This window comes from Streptomyces sp. (assembly GCF_031181705.1).
Classification (GTDB): Bacteria; Actinomycetota; Actinomycetes; order Streptomycetales; family Streptomycetaceae; genus Streptomyces.
The window spans coordinates 36,288-53,832 of the sequence record NZ_JAPSKN010000022.1 but is presented as its reverse complement, the minus strand read 5'-3'; the positions used below and the strand labels follow the sequence as shown (position 1 = coordinate 53,832).

At 74.2% G+C, this 17,545-nt stretch carries 14 protein-coding genes; 8 read left to right on the top strand and 6 right to left on the bottom strand.

What is annotated here, in order from left to right:
- Positions 1–2: 2 nt before the first annotated feature.
- Both RIN80_RS07445 and RIN80_RS07440 read right to left on the bottom strand, forming a co-directional pair.
- Entirely contained in the window at positions 3–647 is a 645-nt protein-coding gene (locus RIN80_RS07445) for a DUF5701 family protein (RefSeq protein WP_309094709.1), read from the bottom strand.
- Positions 648–753: 106 nt separating this feature from the next.
- The gene (locus RIN80_RS07440) at positions 754–1,206 is read right to left on the bottom strand and encodes an Lrp/AsnC family transcriptional regulator (protein ID WP_309094705.1); all 453 of its coding nucleotides are present in this window, start codon (positions 1,204–1,206) and stop codon (positions 754–756) included.
- A gap of 111 nt (positions 1,207–1,317) precedes the next feature.
- Here RIN80_RS07440 and RIN80_RS07435 point away from each other — a divergent pair, with 111 nt between their 5' ends.
- Entirely contained in the window at positions 1,318–1,944 is a 627-nt protein-coding gene (locus tag RIN80_RS07435) for a LysE family translocator (protein ID WP_309094704.1), read from the top strand.
- Positions 1,945–1,980: 36 nt separating this feature from the next.
- Here the strand turns inward: RIN80_RS07435 and RIN80_RS07430 are convergent, their stop codons facing one another.
- Genes RIN80_RS07430 through RIN80_RS07415 form a run of 4 tightly spaced genes read right to left on the bottom strand, consistent with a single transcriptional unit; the run spans position 1,981 to position 6,940 of the window.
- Entirely contained in the window at positions 1,981–2,589 is a 609-nt protein-coding gene (locus RIN80_RS07430; RefSeq protein WP_309094703.1) for a sarcosine oxidase subunit gamma family protein, read from the bottom strand.
- Positions 2,582–5,428 (bottom strand): sarcosine oxidase subunit alpha family protein, encoded by a 2,847-nt coding sequence (locus tag RIN80_RS07425; protein WP_309094702.1) that lies wholly within the window; start codon positions 5,426–5,428, stop codon positions 2,582–2,584. The genes RIN80_RS07430 and RIN80_RS07425 overlap by 8 nt, the downstream gene beginning before the upstream one ends.
- A complete protein-coding gene (locus RIN80_RS07420) occupies positions 5,425–5,706 on the bottom strand; it encodes a sarcosine oxidase subunit delta (protein WP_309094701.1) in 282 nt (93 codons plus the stop codon). Before RIN80_RS07420 ends, RIN80_RS07425 begins: the two co-directional genes overlap by 4 nt.
- 13 nt (positions 5,707–5,719) lie before the next feature.
- On the bottom strand, positions 5,720–6,940 hold the full coding sequence (locus RIN80_RS07415) for a sarcosine oxidase subunit beta family protein (protein ID WP_309094700.1): 1,221 nt from the start codon (positions 6,938–6,940) through the stop codon (positions 5,720–5,722).
- Positions 6,941–7,036: 96 nt separating this feature from the next.
- Here RIN80_RS07415 and RIN80_RS07410 point away from each other — a divergent pair, with 96 nt between their 5' ends.
- From RIN80_RS07410 to RIN80_RS07380, 7 genes are all read left to right on the top strand, one after another.
- On the top strand, positions 7,037–7,714 hold the full coding sequence (locus RIN80_RS07410) for a GntR family transcriptional regulator (RefSeq protein ID WP_309094699.1): 678 nt from the start codon (positions 7,037–7,039) through the stop codon (positions 7,712–7,714).
- A gap of 116 nt (positions 7,715–7,830) precedes the next feature.
- Positions 7,831–10,251 carry a SpoIIE family protein phosphatase gene (locus RIN80_RS07405; RefSeq protein WP_309094698.1) on the top strand — a complete coding sequence of 807 codons (2,421 nt, stop codon included), beginning with the start codon at positions 7,831–7,833 and terminating at the stop codon, positions 10,249–10,251.
- Positions 10,252–10,352: 101 nt separating this feature from the next.
- Positions 10,353–10,754, top strand: coding sequence for a DUF779 domain-containing protein (locus RIN80_RS07400; protein ID WP_309094697.1), 402 nt, complete (start codon positions 10,353–10,355; stop codon positions 10,752–10,754).
- A 44-nt stretch (positions 10,755–10,798) separates the two neighbouring features.
- Positions 10,799–11,317, top strand: a complete 519-nt coding sequence (locus RIN80_RS07395) for an SRPBCC domain-containing protein (protein WP_309094696.1) — start codon at positions 10,799–10,801, stop codon at positions 11,315–11,317.
- Between the two features lie 671 nt (positions 11,318–11,988).
- Positions 11,989–13,338, top strand: coding sequence for a cytochrome P450 (locus RIN80_RS07390; protein WP_375141639.1), 1,350 nt, complete (start codon positions 11,989–11,991; stop codon positions 13,336–13,338).
- A complete protein-coding gene (locus RIN80_RS07385) occupies positions 13,322–14,329 on the top strand; it encodes a (-)-alpha-amorphene synthase (protein WP_309094694.1) in 1,008 nt (335 codons plus the stop codon). Before RIN80_RS07390 ends, RIN80_RS07385 begins: the two co-directional genes overlap by 17 nt.
- A gap of 216 nt (positions 14,330–14,545) precedes the next feature.
- Complete coding sequence (locus RIN80_RS07380) at positions 14,546–17,452, top strand: AAA family ATPase (RefSeq protein WP_309094693.1); 2,907 nt, start codon at positions 14,546–14,548, stop codon at positions 17,450–17,452.
- Positions 17,453–17,545: the final 93 nt, after the last annotated feature.

The window sequence follows — 17,545 nt, the reverse complement described above, 5'->3', positions numbered from 1 at the left end:
ACCTAGGCCCCGCGGCCCGTCGCCGAGGCGAAGCCGAGCCAGGTGTGGCGGTTGTTCCACCAGCACCAGCCGACCTTCGGGGCGTCGCGGCGCTCGCGGCCGTCCCGCCCGGTGCCGTTGCTGATCCAGATCGCCGGGGTGCGGGCGTCCAGCCTGCCGTCGGGCTTGCGCAGCCGGGAGCCGACGGTCATGAAGCAGCGGTTGCGCTCCAGTGCCTCGGGCTGCTGGAGCAGCCAGTGGATGCCCTCGGTGAGGACGAGCGGGGTGCGGTCCTTGCCGGTGAGCGCCGGCAGGGCCTCCTCGGGGCTCCGGTTGGCCAGGTGGTCGCCCCGGTCGACGCCGGTGACGAGGTAGAGCGGGGCTTCCGGCAGCTCGACGCCGCACGGCGTGAACGCGTCGACGTCGGGCATGTCGACGACGACGAAGCCCGGCTTGCCGTCGCGGCGCAGCAGCGGCGCGAGGGCGGAGGCGGGGGCCCGGTCCGGGTGCACGGCCAGCAGGGCACCGTCGCCCTCGGCGGCGGCGGCGAAGGCCCGGACCTCGTCGGCGGACAACCCGGCGATCTCGTGCACCCCCAGCTCGATCAGCCGCTCGGCCTGCGCGGTCGGGGCCGGCAGTGCGGGGAGGACGGTGGACGGGTCGGGCAGGGCGTCGGGCACGGTGCTCCCTCGGATCGGCGACGCGGGCGAACTCCTGGGCAACGACCGGGCACTTGGGGGCGTTCCCGCTCCGGCCGGCTGCGGGAGCGTGCGGTCACTCGGGCAGCGGCCGGTCGTCCACCACGTGTTTCATGACCAGCGTGGAGTTCAGGCGCTGGACACCCGGCAGCCGGGCGAGGCGCTCGTCGTAGAGCTGCTGGAAGGCGGCCAGGTCGGTGGTGGCGACGCGCAGCAGGTAGTCGGGGTCGCCGAACAGGCGCTGGGCCTGCAGCACGTGCGGGACGGCCGCCACGCCCTCCTCGAAGGCGGAGACGGTGTCGGCGTCCTCCCAGCGCAGGGTGACGAAGACGAGGGCCTCGAAATGGAGGCCCACGGCGGCCGGGTCCACCACCGCGCGGTACCCGCGGATCGCGCCCTCGCGTTCCAGGTCGCGCAGCCTGCGATGGCAGGGCGAGACGCTCAGCTGCACGCGGGCGGCCAGCTCGGTGACGGTGAGACGGCCGTCCCGCTGCAGCTCGGTGAGAATTTTCCGGTCGAGGGCATCCATGGCGAAGATTCTGCCTCGGATCCCGCGATCATGGAGTAAAGAAGGGAACATTTTCGCACCGTTCCGGCCTAGCCTTCCTCTCGCACCACGGCACGTGAGAGGGATCGCTTCATGGACACGACGACGCTGGCGGCCTTCCTGGCCATGGATCTGCTGCTGGTGTTCACACCCGGCGCGGACTGGGCCTTCGCGATCACGGCGGGCCTGCGCGACCGGTCGGTGGTGCCGGCGGTCGCCGGGCTGGTGGCCGGCTACGCGGGTTACACGCTGCTCGCCGTGGCGGGTCTGGTCGTGATCGTGGCGCGTTCGGGGACCCTGCTCACCGCGCTGACCGTCGCGGGGGCCGGCTACCTGGTGTGGCTCGGGTGGGAGGCGCTGAGGCAGCCGGCCGTGCCGGTGGCCGCCGGGCCCGGGGCGGGGACGGAGGGCTCCTCCCGGCTGCGGGTCATGCTCAGGGGCGCCGGGACCAGCGGGCTGAACCCGAAGGCGCTGCTGCTGTACTTCTCGCTGTTCCCGCAGTTCATCGACCCTGTGGGCGGCTGGCCGGTCGCCACGCAGACCGGTCTGCTCGGCGCCCTGCACATGACCGCCTGCGCCGTCGTCTACCTCGCGGTCGGGGTCCTGGCCCGCACGGTGCTGAGCACCCGGCCCGCCGTGGCCCGGGCGGTCACCCGGGCCTCCGGTGCGGTGATGATCGTCATCGGCGGTCTGCTGCTGGTGGAACGTCTGGGCGGCTGACGGCCCGTCTCGCGGGGAACGGCGCGACCGTCGCCGTCACGGCACCTCCGGTCCGCGGAACTCGCCCATCGCGTCGACGAGCCAGCGCCCGAGGTGGTCGGCGAACGAGGAGCGCGGGAACAGGCGGTAGGCCGGCCGGTCGTCCACCTGCCAGAGCAGCACGCCCACGGGACCGACCGTGGTCGACACCGCGCGACCGGGTCCGAAGGCCCGCGGGTGCAGGTCCAGCGGGCAGCCCTTCTCCAGCACCTGCCGGGCGGCGGGGCCGCTCAGCTCCAGGGTGGTGCGCTGGGCGGAGACGTCGACGACCGACCCGGGGTCCGCTCCGATGACCTCCCGCAACTCGGCGGTCAGGGCCGCCCCGTCGGCCCCGGACAGCACCAGCCACTCGTCCGGGCCGAGCCAGACCAGCGTGTGGCGCCCGGACGCGGTGGTGTGGCCGCAGTGGTCCGGGAGCGGCGCGCCCAGGGTCTTCTCCAGGCGCCCGGCGACTTCGCGGGCGGGGTCGGCGCGCAGGTTCACCATGGTGCGGAACGGCAGTTCGGTCAGCGTGACGCCCCGGGCGCCGGTGACGGCGGCGGCGCGCATCCGCTCCGCCAGGTGCGCCAGGGGACTCACCCGTGCGTCGGTCGTGGGCTCAGCCATCGCGCTTGGTCCCTTCCGGGTCGTAGAGGACGCAGTCGGTCACCTCGACGGGCACCAGGTCCTCGCCCACGGGGGCGAGCAGGGTCTCGCCGATCCGTGACCGCCCGCCGGCGACGAGCGCCAGGGCGAAGGGGCGGCCGAGGGCCGGGCTGTGATAACTGGAGGTGACGTGCCCGAGCATCGGCACGGGCACCGTGTCCGGACGGACGTCCGGGGCGACGAGCTGGGTGCCCTCCGGCAGCCGGGTGGTGCGGTCGGCCGGCAGCAGGCCGACCAGGTGCCTGCGGTCCGGGCGGGCGGTGTCGGCGCGGGAGAAGGAGCGTTTGCCGAGGAACTCCTTGTGTCGCGACACCACCCAGGCCATGCCCGCGTCCTGCGGGGTGACGGTGCCGTCGGTGTCCTGCCCGACGATGATGTAGCCCTTCTCGGCGCGCAGCACGTGCATGGCCTCGGTGCCGTAGGGGGTGATGCCGTACGGCTGCCCGGCCTCGTGCACCCGCTCCCACACGGCCTGGCCGTACCAGGCGGAGACGTTGATCTCGTAGGCGAGTTCGCCGGAGAAGGAGATCCGGCAGATGCGGGCCGGGACACCGCAGGCGAGGGTGGTCCGGCGGAAGGCCATGAAGGGGAACGCCTCGGCCGACAGGTCCACCTCCGGTGCGAGCGGCGCGAGGACCTGGCGCGAGCGGGGGCCCACCACCGCGATCGTCGCCCACTGCTCGGTCACCGAGGTGCAGTACACGTCGAGTTCGGGCCACTCGGTCTGCAGCCACTCCTCCAGCCAGTCCAGGACCGCGGCGGCGTTGCCGGTGGTGGTGGTCGTGAAGTAGCGGCTGCCGTCGAGGCGCAGGGTCACCCCGTCGTCGAAGATCATGCCGTCGGGCTTGCACATCACGCCGTAGCGGGCCGTGCCGGGCCTCAGCTTCCTGAAGGCGTTGGTGTACACGCGGTCGAGGAACTCGCCCGCGTCCGCGCCCCGGATCTCGATCTTGCCGAGGGTGGAGGCGTCCATGACGGCCACGCCCTCGCGGGCCGCGCGGCACTCCCGGGCCACGGCGGCGTCCATGTCCTCGCCGGGCCGGGGGTAGTAGCGGGGGCGCTTCCACTGCCCCACGTCCTCGAACACCGCCCCGTGCGCCAGGTGCCAGGCGTGCAGGGAGGTCGTCCGCACCGGGTCGAACAGCTCGCCGCGCTCCCGCCCTGCCAGGGCGGCGAAGGCGACCGGCGTGTACGGCGCCCGGTAGGCGGTGGTGCCGATCTCGCCGGGGGAAGCGCCGAGGAGCCCGGCGATCACGCCGATGGCGTTGACGCCGGACGTCTTGCCCTGGTCGTTGGCCGTGCCGAGCGAGGTGTAGCGCTTGACGTGCTCGACACCGCGCATGCCGGTGCCGGTGGACCGCCGCAGGTCGGCGACCGTGACATCGCGCTGGAGGTCGACGAAGTGCGTGTCCCACGTGCCGTCGGTGCCGGGGACGAGCCACAGGGCGCGCGTCGGGGCGCCGGGAAGGGTGCCGGCAGAGGCGGCGGCGAGCGGCGGTACGGGCACCGGGAAACCGGCCTCCGTCGCGGCCAGCGCCCCGGCCCGCGCCCCTTCGGCCAGACAGCCGTCCAGGTCGTACGTCCCGTTGGCCGCGCCCGCGATCCGCTGGCCGGGGACGGTCCCGGCGGGGACGAAGGCGGCCCGGTCCGCGTCCCAGCGCAGCCGGCCCTGGCGCTGGCTGTGCAGGTGCACCACCGGGCTCCAGCCGCCCGAGACGGCCAGCAGGTCGCAGTCGAACGACTCGGCGCTCCCGGTGGGTTCGCCGTCCGCGTCGATCCCGCGGACCGTGACGGAGGTGATCCGTGACGCGCCGGCCGTACCGACGACCGCGGCCGACGTGCGGACGGGCACACCGGTCGCGGCGGCGACCTCGGCGGCCCGCGCGGACCGCCCGGCGCGCGCGTCCACGACCGCCGCCACGGCCACGCCCGCGGCGTGCAGGTCCGCGACCGTCTCGTACGCGCTGTCGTCGGTGGTGCTCACCACGACTCGTGAGCCCGCCGCGACGCCGTAGCGGCCGAGGTACGTGCGGACGGCCCCGGCGAGCATCACCCCGGGCCGGTCGTTGCCGGCGAAGACCAGGGGACGTTCGTGCGCGCCCGTCGCCAGCACCACCCGGCGGGCCCGGATGTGCCACAGCCGCTGCCGGGAGACGCCCTCGGGAGCCGCCGGACCCAGGTGGTCGGTGCGCCGCTGGAGGGCCGTCACGTAGTTGTCGTCGTACGCGCCGAAGGCCGAGGTGCGCGACAGGACGACGGCCTCGGGTGCCGCCTCCAGCGCGGCGCGCAGCGCGGCGACCCGGTCGAGGCCGCCGGCCAGCAGGGAACCGCCGGGCTCGGGCTGGTCGTCGAGGAGCAGCACGCGGGCGCCGGAACCGGCGGCGGTGGCGGCGGCCGCCAGCCCGGCCGGTCCGGCCCCGACGACCAGCACGTCGGTGTGGACGTACTTCTTGTCGTAGACGGCCGGGTCGGGGGCCGGGTCGAGCCGGCCCCGGCCGGAGAGGGTGGTGGCGGACAGGCCGTCGTACAGCTCCACCGTCGTGGCCGGGAGCATGCTCTCCGCGCAGGGGCCGTCGATGCGCAGCAGGGCGTTGGGCTCCTCGACACCCGCGCCGACGATGCCGCGCGGGCGGCCCCGGTAGAGGGAGGGGGCCACCTCGACGAGGCCGTGGGCGAGCAGGGCGGAGGCGACGGTGTCGCCGGGGTGGCCGGTGAGCTCCCGTCCGTCGACGGTGAACCGCAGCACGGTGGCGCGGTCGACCCGGCCGCCCCGCGGGAGCCGGAAGCGCTGGTCGGTCATCGGGTTCCTCCGGGGCGGGGCTCGTCGAGCCGGTACGAGGCCAGCACCTCGTGCGTGGCGGTGTCGCGCAGGACGTTGAACCAGCGGCGGCAGCCGGTGCCGTGCATCCACCGCTCGGCGAACTCGCCTTTGGGGTTGTCGCGGTAGAAGACGTACGCGGCCCACTCCTCGTCGCTCAGGTCGGCGGGACGCACCGGGTACGGGACATGGGCCTGTCCGCCGTAGTGGAACTCCGTCTCGTCCCGCGGGCCGCACCACGGGCAGGTGATCAGCAGCACGGTGGTGTCCTCCTCAGTGGGCCACGGCCGCCGCGCCGTGTTCGTCGATCAGGGCGCCCGTCGTGAAGCGTTCGAGGGCGAAGGGCGCGCTCAGCGGATGCGGCTCGCCCGTGGCGAGGGTGTGCGCGAAGGTCCAGCCGGCCGCCGGGGTGGCCTTGAAACCGCCGGTGCCCCAGCCGCAGTTGACGTAGAGGTCCGTCACGGGCGTGCGGCCGATGATCGGGGAGGCGTCCGGGGTGACGTCGACGATGCCGCCCCAGGTGCGCAGCACATGGGCGCGGGCGAAGACGGGGAACAGCTCGACGGCGGCGGCCATCTGCCGTTCGATGACGTGGAAGGAGCCGCGCTGCCCGTACCCGTTGTAGGAGTCGACGCCCGCGCCCATCACCAGTTCGCCCTTGTGGGCCTGGGAGACGTAGACGTGCACGTGGTTGGACATGACGACGGTCGGGTGCACCGGCTCGTGCAGCTCGGAGACCAGCGCCTGCAGCGGATGGGACTGCAGCGGCAGCCGCACGCCCGCCCGTCCGGCCAGGACGCTGCTGTGCCCGGCCGCCGCGAGGCCGACCCGCCCGGCGTGGATGCGGCCGCGGCCGGTCTCGACGCCGACGACCCGGTCGCCGTCCTTGAGGAAGCCGGTGACCTCGCAGCCCTGGATCAGGTCGACGCCCAGGGCGTCGGCGGCGCGGGCCAGCGCCCAGGCGACGTGGTCGTGCTTGGCGATGCCGGCCCGGGGCTGGAAGGTGGCGCCGAGGACCGGATGACGCGTGCGGGGGGAGACGTTGAGGATGGGGCAGACCCGGGCGACCTCGTCCGGCTCCAGCCACTCGGCGTCGATGCCGCCCAGCCGGTTGGCGCTCGCGCGGCGCATGCCCTCGCGGACGTCCTGGAGGGTGTGCGCGAGGTTGAGGACGCCACGCTGGCTGAACAGGAAGTCGTAGTCCAGTTCCTCGGGGAGGCGCTCCCACAGCTTCAGCGCGTGCTCGTACAGGGCGGCGCTCTCGTCCCAGAGGTAGTTGGAGCGGATGATCGTGGTGTTGCGGGCCATGTTCCCGCCGGCCAGCCAGCCCTTCTCCAGCACGGCGACGTTCGTGATGCCGTGGTTCCTGGCGAGGTAGTAGGCGGTGGCCAGGCCGTGCCCGCCGCCGCCGACGATCACGACGTCGTAGGAGGAGCGCGGTTCGGGGTTGCGCCAGAGGAAGTCGGGGTGTTCGGGCGGCGGTCGGTCGGTCATGCCGGGCTCCATCCTGACGGCCGACTCATGCACAACTGATATATCAGTCCGTGCGGTACGGTATGGGAGCTCACCGGACGGGTCAAGGGGGCCTTCATGCAGCAGCTGGTGACCGAGCCCGGGGCCCGGGAGCCCGGGAGCGAGGAGCTGTCCCTCGCCGAACGCGCCTACCGCGCCATCCGCGACCGGCTCGTCATGCTGGAGATCCGCCCCGGCGCACCCGTCCACGAGGAGCAGCTGGCCCAGTCCCTCGGCGTCGGCCGCACGCCGGTGCGCGAGGCGCTCAAGCGGCTTCAGTACGAGCGGCTGATCACGACCTACCCGCGGCGCGGCACCTTCGCCACCGAGGTCAACATCACCGACCTCGTCCACATCTGCGAGGTGCGCCTGGAACTGGAGCCGCTGGCCGCGGCCCGGGCCGCACGCCGGGCCACGGCCGCGGACCGGGCGGTCCTGACCGCGCTGCGGCGGGAACTCGACGGCGCGGCTCCCGGCCGGCAGGACGCCGAGCTCATGCACCTCGACCTCAAGGTCCACCGCGCGCTCTACGCGGCCGCGCACAACCCCTACCTGGAGGACACCCTCGTCCGCCACGACAACCTCGCCACCCGCATCTGGTGCCTGTTCCTCGACCGCCTGCCCGGCATGGCCGGGCACGTCGCGGAGCACGGGCCGCTGATCGAGGCCGTCGTCGCGGGTGAGCCGGAGCGGGCGGCGCGGCTGGCCCGCGGGCACGTCGAGGGGTTCGAGCGGGCGATCCGCGCGGTCATCTGAGGCGTCGCCGCTGGTCACCGGCGCCCCTGCCGGCAGACGCGCCCCGCGGGGGCAGGAGCGGGACAATCGGGGCAGGAGCTTCGTGAGCAGCCGAGGGCGTCACATCCGGAGGCACTGTGGAGGGACGCGTACCGGAGGACCTGGCGGTGGTCGTCGACGCCGGCGGGGCGGTCCTGGTGTGGAGTGACGGGGCGCGCCGCCTGCTGGGGCACACCTCCGCCGAGATCGTGGCCAGGCCTGTCGCCGAGCTGCTGGCCGCCGCCCTCCCCTCGTCCACGCGGCGGCACGTGGCCGACGGGCAGCCGTGGTCCGGCGAGGTCGCGCTGCGGCACCGGGACGGTGACCGGATCGTGGTCCGGCTGCAGGGGACGCCGTTGCTGGACGCGGACGGCAGGCGGCTGTGGCTGGTGACCGGCAGCGCCCCGGCGCACCTGGCCCGGCGCACCGGGTACCGGCCCACGGGCCTGTGGGACCTCACGCTCTCCCAGCTCCCCGTGCCCGTGGCGGTCTACGACCGGCAGGCGCGGCTCGTCGCCGCCAACGAGATCATGACGCAGGTGATGGGCCGGACCGAGGAGGAGATGCGGGGCCTGACGCTGTGGGAGATCCAGCCCAGCCCGCCCTTCGACACCTACGACCGGCTCCAGCGGGAGGTGCTGCGCACCGGCGAGATGATCTTCCACGAGGACAACGGCCAGGCCCCGGGCGAGACCCGGCCGCACGCCTGGTCGATGTTCCTGTCGCCGCTGAAGGACGAGTCCGGTGCCGTGCAGGGCGTGTCCGCGACGGTGTTCGACACCACGGAGCAGTACTGGGCCCGGCGGCGGCTGGCGGTGCTCAACGAGGCCAGTGTGCGGATCGGGAGCACCCTGGACGTGACCCGGACGGCCGAGGAGCTGGCCGAGGTGGCCGTCGGGGCCTTCGCGGACTTCGTCGCCGTGGACCTGCTGGAGTCCGTGGCGCTGGGTGCGGAGCCGGGCCCGCTCCCGGCCGACGCCCCGGTCACCGTGCGGCGTACCGCGCAGCGGTCGGTGCTCCCGGGCTGCCCGGAGTCGGTGGTCGCCGCCGGCGACGCGACCCGCTACCCGGTGGGCACGCTCCCGTTGCGGATCCTGGCGGCGGGCCGGGCCACCCGGCACCGGCCGGGCGACCCGGAGCTGCGCCAGTGGCTCACGACGACCCCCGCGCGAGCCGAGTCCATGACCCGGCACATGATGCACTCGGTGATGATGGTGCCGCTGCGCGCCCGGGGCGTGACCCTGGGCCTGGTGCACTTCCTGCGGCACCGGACGCCCGAGCCGTTCACCGAGGACGACCTGCTGCTCGCGGAGGAGATCGTCGCCCGTGCGGCCGTGAGCGTGGACAACGCCCGCCGCTACACCCGCGAACGCCGTACGGCGCTGGCGCTCCAGCGCAGCCTGCTGCCCGAGCGGCCCCCGCGGCTGGCGGCGATGGAGGTCGCCTACCGCTATCTGCCGACCGGCTCCGGGGCCCCGCAGGCCGCACCGGGAACGGACATCGGGGGCGACTGGTTCGACGTCATCCCGCTCTCCGGTGCCCGCGTCGCCCTGGTCGTGGGCGACGTGGTGGGCCACGGCATCCAGGCCTCGGCGACGATGGGCCGGCTGCGGACCGCCGTGCGCACGCTCGCGGACGTCGACCTCGCCCCCGACGAGCTGCTCACCCAGCTCGACGACCTCGTCATCCGGCTCGACCGGGAGGAGGGCCCGGAGGCGCGCGGGGCCGAGGAGGCGTCGGGGCAGATCGGCGCCACGTGCCTGTACGCCGTGTACGACCCGGTGTCGCGGCGCTGCACCATGGCCCGGGCGGGGCATCCGCCGCCCGCCCTGGTCACGCCCGGTGGCGACGTCCGCATCCTCGACCTGCCGGCCGGTCCGCCGCTCGGCCTGGGCGGGCTGCCGTTCGAGGCCGCCGAGGTGCTGCTGGAGGAGAACAGCCTGCTCGCCCTCTACACCGACGGGCTGATCGAGGCGGCCGACCACGACGTCGAGGTGGGAGTCGCCCTGCTGCGCCGCGCGCTGGGCGACCCGGCCGGCAGCCTGGAGGAGACCTGCGACCGGGTGCTGCGCGCCGTGCCGGCCGGCCGTCCCGCCGACGACATCGTGCTGATGCTGGCCCGCACGGCCGTGCTCGACGAGGGCCAGGTGCGCACCTGGGAGCTGCCGCCCGAACCGGCGGCGGTGGCCCGGGCCCGCAAGATGGCGGGCGGGCAGCTGGCCGAATGGGGCCTGGTGGAGGCGGAGTTCGCCACCGAGCTGATCGTCAGCGAGCTGGTCACCAACGCGCTGCGGTACGGCGGCGCCCCCATCGAACTGCGGCTGATCCGCGACGCGACCCTCATCTGCGAGGTGTCCGACGGCAGCAGCACCGCGCCGCACCTGCGCCGGGCCCGCGTCTTCGACGAGGGCGGACGCGGGCTGCTCCTGGTCGCCCAGCTCGCCGAGCGGTGGGGCACCCGCCAGACGGTCACGGGCAAGACCATCTGGGCGGAGCTGTCCCTGTCCGCCGCAGCGTGAGCCGGGTCGCCGGCGGGACCTTCCGTCCGCACCGGTCCGTTCCGGCCCGCGAGGAGGTACGTTCGTCGGGGTGGTTGCCGCTCCGGCCCGGGAGGGAACGCATGACCACACGCACGGCACGTGTCGAACTGACGCCCGCCGCCGAGGACCTGCTGCGGCGGCTGACCGCCACGCACGGCCCGGTGATGTTCCACCAGTCCGGCGGCTGCTGCGACGGCAGCGCCCCGATGTGCTACCCGCGCGGCGAGTTCCGGGTCGGCGCCTCGGACGTCCTGCTCGGGCACGTCGCCGGGGACGTCCCGTTCTGGATGAGCGCGGACCAGTACCGGTACTGGTCGCACACCCACCTCACCGTGGACGTCGTCCCCGGCCGGGGCGGCGGCTTCTCCCTGGAGGCCCCGGAGGGCGTCCGCTTCCTGCTCCGCTCCCGGCTCCTCACGGACGAGGAACTGCGCCGCGTCGAGTCGGAACCCCCGCTGCCGACCGGGGCGGACGGGACGTAGGCGCGAGGGGGGTGGCAACGGCCGGACGCGCCTAGGGTGGCCCCATGTACACCACGCGGGTCTCCGGCCATGTCGACGCGCCGTGTGCGGCGGTCTACCGGGCGCTGGTCAGCGCCGAGGCGATCGCGCGGTGGCGGGTGCCGGACGGGATGACCTGCGCGGTGCACGAGTTCGAGGCCCGGGAGGGCGGCGGGTTCCGTGTCTCGCTCACGTACGAGGCGCCGGACGCCGTGGGGAAGTCGGCCGCGCGCACCGACACCTACCACGGCCGCTTCGCGCGGCTCGTGCCGGGCCGGGAGGTCGTCGAGGTGCTGGAGTTCGAGACGGACGACCCCGCGCTCGGCGGCACGATGACCCTGACGACGACGCTCACCGACGACGGGACGGGCGGCACGGACGTCGTCGTGCTCCACGAGGGCGTCCCCGACGCGGTCCCCGCCGCCGACAACGAGACGGGTACGCGCACGGCCCTGCAAAAGCTCGCCCGGTTCGTCGAGTCGGACACCTTCAGTCCCTCTCCGCCGGATCACGGACACGGACGCGCACGGGATCGCCGTCCATGACCGAACACGGCCCCCTCCCCCGGCCACCTGCCCCGTTCAGCACCGAACGGCTCGTGCTCCCGGCGTCTTCGGGACCGATCTCGGCGGAGCGATGACCGGCATGGTCTCGCTCGAACGGCACGACGCGGAGCGCCCGGGCAGTGGTTCGGCGTGAGGCCACCGGTCACTCCGTCGGGTTGAGCCCGGCGTCCGCTTCACCTCGTCCGGCATCCGGCATCCGGTGCCCGCGGCCCGCAAGCGGGGTGAAGCGTGGGACTGCTGAGGGTCTCCTGGCGGACGCGGGAATGGCGGTGGCGCGGATAGTGATCGGCACGGGGAACTGCCGACGGGTTTTCCGGCACCGCCGGAGAGTTTTCACCGTTCATGAACCGGAACGCGCTTCGGAAGTGATGCACCGAATGCTTCGGCGTGCATCCGTGCGCCCCCCTGGAGAAAGGGTTCATCGAGGCGGCGGCCAGTTCGAACTGGGCAGGACATGCTGCAAGTGCCCTGCGGGGTGCAGCGGCACCCTATTTTTCTGGCCGACCGAATCAGGTGGTATTTCGATGAACGGCTGCGTCCCGAACCCGGAACAGGCGTGGACGGTTGGTACTGCTCCAGGCATATTCCCATCCATCGGCCACGGTATCGCCTTGTTCCGCCGGCCGCTGGAGTTTCTGAATTCTCTTCCCGTGCGGGGCGATCTGGTCGAGATACGCCTCGGCCCTCAGCGGGCGTGGATGGTGTGTCACCCGGAACTGGTCCACCAAATGCTCCGGGACACCCGCACGTTCGACAAGGGCGGCCCGCAGTACGAGCGGCTGCGGGCCCTGATGGGCGGCGGGGTCGTCACCTGCCCGCACAGCGAGCACCGCAGGCAGCGCCGGCTGCTGCAACCCACCTTCCGTCCGGCCGCCGTCGCCGGGCACACGGACCTGATGGCCGAGGAGACGGCGTCACTGTTCCGGGACTGGCGGGGCGGGCAGCGGGTGGACGTCAGCGCGGCCATGCTCGGTCTGACGACGCGGCTGATCAGCCGGGTCCTGTTGTCCGACGCGCTCGGCCCGGCCGCCGCGGACGAGGTGCGGCGCTGTCTCGCCGCCATCGTGCGCGGTCTGTTCGTCCGCACCGTCGTACCCGTCGACGTGCTGTTCCGCCTTCCCACCCCCGCCAACCGCCGCTACCGGCGCGCGGTGGAGCGGACCCACGAGCTCGTCGACGCCGCGATCGCGGAGCGCCGCCGGGGAGCCCCCCGCGACGATCTGCTGGGGCTCCTGCTCGCGGCCGCGGACCAGGACGGCGAGCAGGCGCCGGCCACCGACCAGGAAATCCACGACCAGTTGGTGTCCCTGCTGCTGACCGGCTCCGAGAGCCCTTCGATGTGCCTCGCCTCCACCTTCGGCCTGCTGGCCCGGCACCCGGAGGTGGAGCACCGGCTGCACGCGGAGGTGGACTCCGTCCTCGCCGGGCGGTTGCCGGAGGCCGGTGACCTGCCGCGCCTGGTCTACACCCGGGCCGTCCTCACCGAGACGCTGCGCCACTCACCGCCCGGCTGGCTCTTCACCCGGGTCACGACCCGGGAGACGCAGCTCGCCGGACGCCGCCTGCCGCGCGGGACCACCGTCCTGTACAGCCCCTACCTGCTGCACCATGACGCGGCGTCGTTCCCCGAGCCGGAGCGGTTCCTGCCCGAACGCTGGCTGGAGGGCGAGGCGGCGGCCGGTCCGCACGGGGCCCTGATGCCCTTCTCCGCGGGCAGCCGCAAGTGCATCGGCGACCTGTTCTCCATGGCCGAGATGACGGTGGCCCTCGCCACCCTCGCCGGCCGCTGGCGGCTGCGCCATCCACCGGGGCCCGTCGCTCCCCCGCGCCCCGGGGCGACGCTGGGGCCGCGGTCCCTGACGATGATCTGCGAACCGCGGGCGGACGCACCGGGCGGCGCTTCGCCCCGCGCCGCCGCCCAGGCACCGTCGGTCCCCGCCGTGCCCGCGGAGGCGGGAGACACCCGGAGGGACGGTGACCAGGATGTCCACCACGCATGAGGACGCCGAGGCCGTCACGCCGGGCGGCATACCGGCCGCCACCCTGGTGGAGCTGATCGACACCCAGCTGCACATGCCCTTCCCGTTCCGGCGGAACCCGCTCGAGTCCGAGGCCGCCGCCGACGTCGACCACTGGCTGAGCGCGACCGGTCTGGCCGGCGAACCCGGGGTCACGGCGATGATCTCCCTCACCCGTCCCGCCGAACTCGCCTCCTACAACAGCCCGGACGCCGACGCGGGGATCCTCCGGCTCGTCGCCCGGCAGATCGCCTACCAGTTCGTCTACGACGACCGCGCGGAGGAGGTCGGGCGGCACCGGCCCGGCGAGCTGCTGCCCATGCTGTGCGAGAGCATCGCGATCCTGCGGGACGGCGCGGCGCCGAGCACCGCGCTGGGAGCGGCCCTGGCGGACCTCCACCGGCAGGTGCGCGAACGGTGCACCCCCGCCCAGGCCGCACGCTGGGCGGACAGGAGCCGCGAGTACGTGCACGGCCTGCTCTACGAAGCGGTGGCCCAGACCCATCCCTCGCCCGTGCGGTCCGGGATCTGCACCTCGATACGGTCCCTCACCGCGGGCGTCGAGCCGTTCTACCCGCTGTGCGAGGCGGCGCAGCCGTGCGAGCTGACCGACGGGGAGCTGCACCACCCGCTGATGCGGCACCTGAGCCGGCTGTCGGCCGACGCGGCGGTGTGGATCCCCGACCTCTTCTCCGCGGTCAAGGAGCAACGGGCGGGCGAGCTGATCAACCTGGCCCTCGCCTACCAGCGGGCGCACCAGTGTCCCCTGCCGGTGGCCGTCACCCTGGCGGTCCGGCGCATCAACCGGACCATCAGGGAGTTCGAGAGGCTGTACGAGGAGATCGCACCGGAGTTGAGCCCTTCGGGCGTCGGCTACGTGGAAGGCATGGCCGGCTGGATCCGCGGGTGTTACTACTGGTCCCGCACCGTGCCGCGGTACGCGGACGCGGGGACGGCCGCGGCCCTGGAGTGACGACGGCTGCCGGCCCGGCCGGAAGGGTGCCTTCCGGCCGGGCCGGCAGGCACCCATTCGAATGACGTTACCCGCGCGGTCCGCGCTCCACTCCGCGGCGGCGGGCCATTCACCCTTCTTCGTCGTGCTCGTTCCGGAATCCGGTCGGGTGCCCCACCGGGAGGCGTACGCTCTGCGCTGCCTCCCGATGGCCGACGACAGGAAGCGGTACGGCACATGGCGAATGAGCTGCGGCAACCCCCGCCCGAGTCCCGGCCGTTGCTCGAACGCCGCCGGGAGCTGCGGGCCCTCGACTCGGCGCTGGCCGCCCTGCGGGACAACGCCGACGGCGTGCCCCAGGCGCCGCGCGGCGGGCTGCTCGCCTTCACCGGCCCGGCCGGGATGGGCAAGACCGCCCTGCTGGCCGAGGCCCGTGGGCGGGCCCGCGCCCAGGGCTTCACCGTGCTGTCGGGCCGGGGCGGTGAGAACGAGCAGGAGCTGGCGTTCCACGTGGTGCGCCAGCTCGTGCAGCCCGCGCTGGCGACCATGGACGAGACGGAGCTCCGTACCTTCCTGGGCAGTTGGTACGACATCGTCGCCGCCGCGCTCGGCCTGGTGGCGGCACCGAGCGGGCACGCGCCGGACCCGACCGGGGTGCGTGACGGCCTGGACTGGGTGATGACGCGTCTCGCGGTCAAGAAGGCACCCGTGGTCATCCTCCTGGACGACCTGCACTGGGCCGACGTCGAGTCGCAGTCCTGGCTCTCCTCGTTCGCTCCCCGGGCCATGGACCTGTCCCTGCTGATGGCGGTCGCCTACCGGCCCGACGAACTGCCCCCGCAGGCGGACTCCTTCGGCACCCCCGAGACGGGCAACCGCCCCTTCGCCCTGGAACCGCTCAGCGCCACGGCCGTGGCGCGGATCGTCCGGGACGAAGTGGGCGAGCAGGCCGAGGACGGGTTCTGCGAGGAGTGCTGGGAGGTCACCGCAGGGAACCCGTTCGAGGCCGTCGAACTGGCCATCAGGCTCGGCGAGCGCCGCCTGCGCGGCACCGGCGAGGACCTGCCCCTCATGCGCGACCTGGCCGCCGCCGTGACGGGGCCGGGACTGATCGAGCGCCTCCACGGGTTCGGCACCACGACCGTCCGGTTCGCCTACGCGGCCGCCGTGCTGGGCCAGTCCATCTCGCAGGAGCTGGCCGCCCGCATCGCGGCGATCGGCAGCACGGCGGCGGCCGAGGCTGCGGACCGACTGCGCGCCGCCCGCATCCTGACCGACGGCGACGGGCCCGGGGGCCGCCTGGAGTTCGTCCACCCGACCATCGCCACCACGATCTACCGGGCCATCGGGACGAGTCTGCGGGAGGGCATGCACAACTCGGCCGCCGAGGCCGTCCGCGCGGCCGGACTCGGTCCCGCGGCGGCGGCCCGGCACCTGCTGGAGGTTCCCTGCGAGGGCAGTGCCGAGGCCGTCGCCTGTCTGCGGCAGGCCGCGCGGGAGTATCTGCACTCCGGTGCCCCGGAGGCGGCCCGGCGGCTGCTGGACCGCGCCCTGCAGGAGCCGCCCCTCCCCGAGGAGCGCGCCGCCCTGCTGCACGAACTGGCCTGCGCCACCTTCCTCATCAAACCGACGGCCACCGTCAGGTATCTGCGGGAGGCGCTGGCGGAGGACGGCATCGATCCCGAGCTGCGCGCCTCGATGGTGTACCGGCTGACCCAGGCGCTGGCCCACACGGACCGGATGGCTCAGGCCGCGACGGTGGCCGCCGACGAGGCGCGGCGGGCGGCCGGCCACCCCCGCATCCGGCTGCGGATGCAGGCGGACCACTTCGTCTGGAGCGCGTTCCGCACCGACGAGCAGGACTCGGCCGGCCGGTCGCGCAGGCTCGCCCGGCTGGCCGACCGCCTGGCCGGCCGCCGGCTGGAGGAGCGCTACATCCTCGGGCTGCGGGCGTGGGACGCCATGATGTGCGGCGAGCCCCGGCAGAAGGCCCTCGCATACGCCGAGAAGGCCCTGGACGGCGGGCTGAGCTGGACCCATGAGAACCGCGGCTTCGAGGTGCCGGTCTCGGTCGCCCTGGTGTTCATGTACTGCGACCAGCCGCGACGGGCCGAGGAGCTGTTCGCCAAGGGCATGGCCGAGTGCGCGTCCAAGGGCTGGCGCGGCTCCCACCTGGCTCTGGGCCAGACCCTGTCCGCCTACATCCGCTACCGGCGGGGCAGCCTCGCCGAGGCCGAGAACCTGGTCCGGGAGGGGCTGGACATCGCCGACCGGGTGGAAGGGGCCGTGCCCGCCCAGTGGTTCGCCATCGGCATCCTGATCCAGACCCTGCTGGCCCGCGGCCGGGTGGTGGCGGCGCGCCGGCTCGCCGACAAGTACCGCTACGGGGACGTCATCCCGAACGCCGTCATCTATCCCGACCCGCGCACGGTCCACGCCGAGCTGCTCCTGGCGGAGGACCGGCCCGACGAGGCGGCCGCCCTGCTGTCCGCCGTGGGCGAGTGGCTGGAGGGCCGGGACTGGCGCAACCCCGCCTGGTGCCCGTGGCAGCTGGGTCTGGCGAAGGCCCTGTCCCGCCGTGCTCCCGACCGGGCCGTGCACCACGCGCAGGATGCCGTGAAGCGGGCCCGGGACTTCGGCGCGGTCTCGGCGATCGGCCAGGCGCTGCACGCCCAGGCGGAGGTGACGGGCGGTGAGGCGGCGCTCGACCTGCACGCGCAGGCCGTCGACCATCTGCAGCGCTCCCCGGCCGCGTACGAGCTGGCCCGTGCCCTGGTCGGCCACGGCGCCGCGCTGGCCCGCAACGGCCGTCTGCACGACGCCGCCGACCGGCTCTACCAGGGGCTGGAGGGCGCGGTGCACTGCGGCGCCGAGGGGCTGGCCGCACGGGCCAGGCGGGAGCTCTCCGCCGCCGGGCTCCGCCCGCTGCCCCTGCGCTACGCCCACACGGACATGCTCACGGCCCAGGAACGCAGGGCGGCCGAGCTGACGGTCCAGGGCCACTCGGCCTGCGTGGTCGCGAAGGACCTGCGGATCACCGAGCAGGGGGTTCGCCAGCAGTTGTCGTCGGTCTTCCGCAAGCTCGGCACGGACGCGACGGGCCTGGCCGACGCCCTGGCCGCCTGCCCCCGCACGGGGCGGTGACCCACCGGCGTCGCCGCCCCGCCGCTCAGCGGCCCGGCAAGCCTCGCCCAGCTCCGCACGGACGGGGTCGCGGGCGCCGGCGTGGCCGGATCT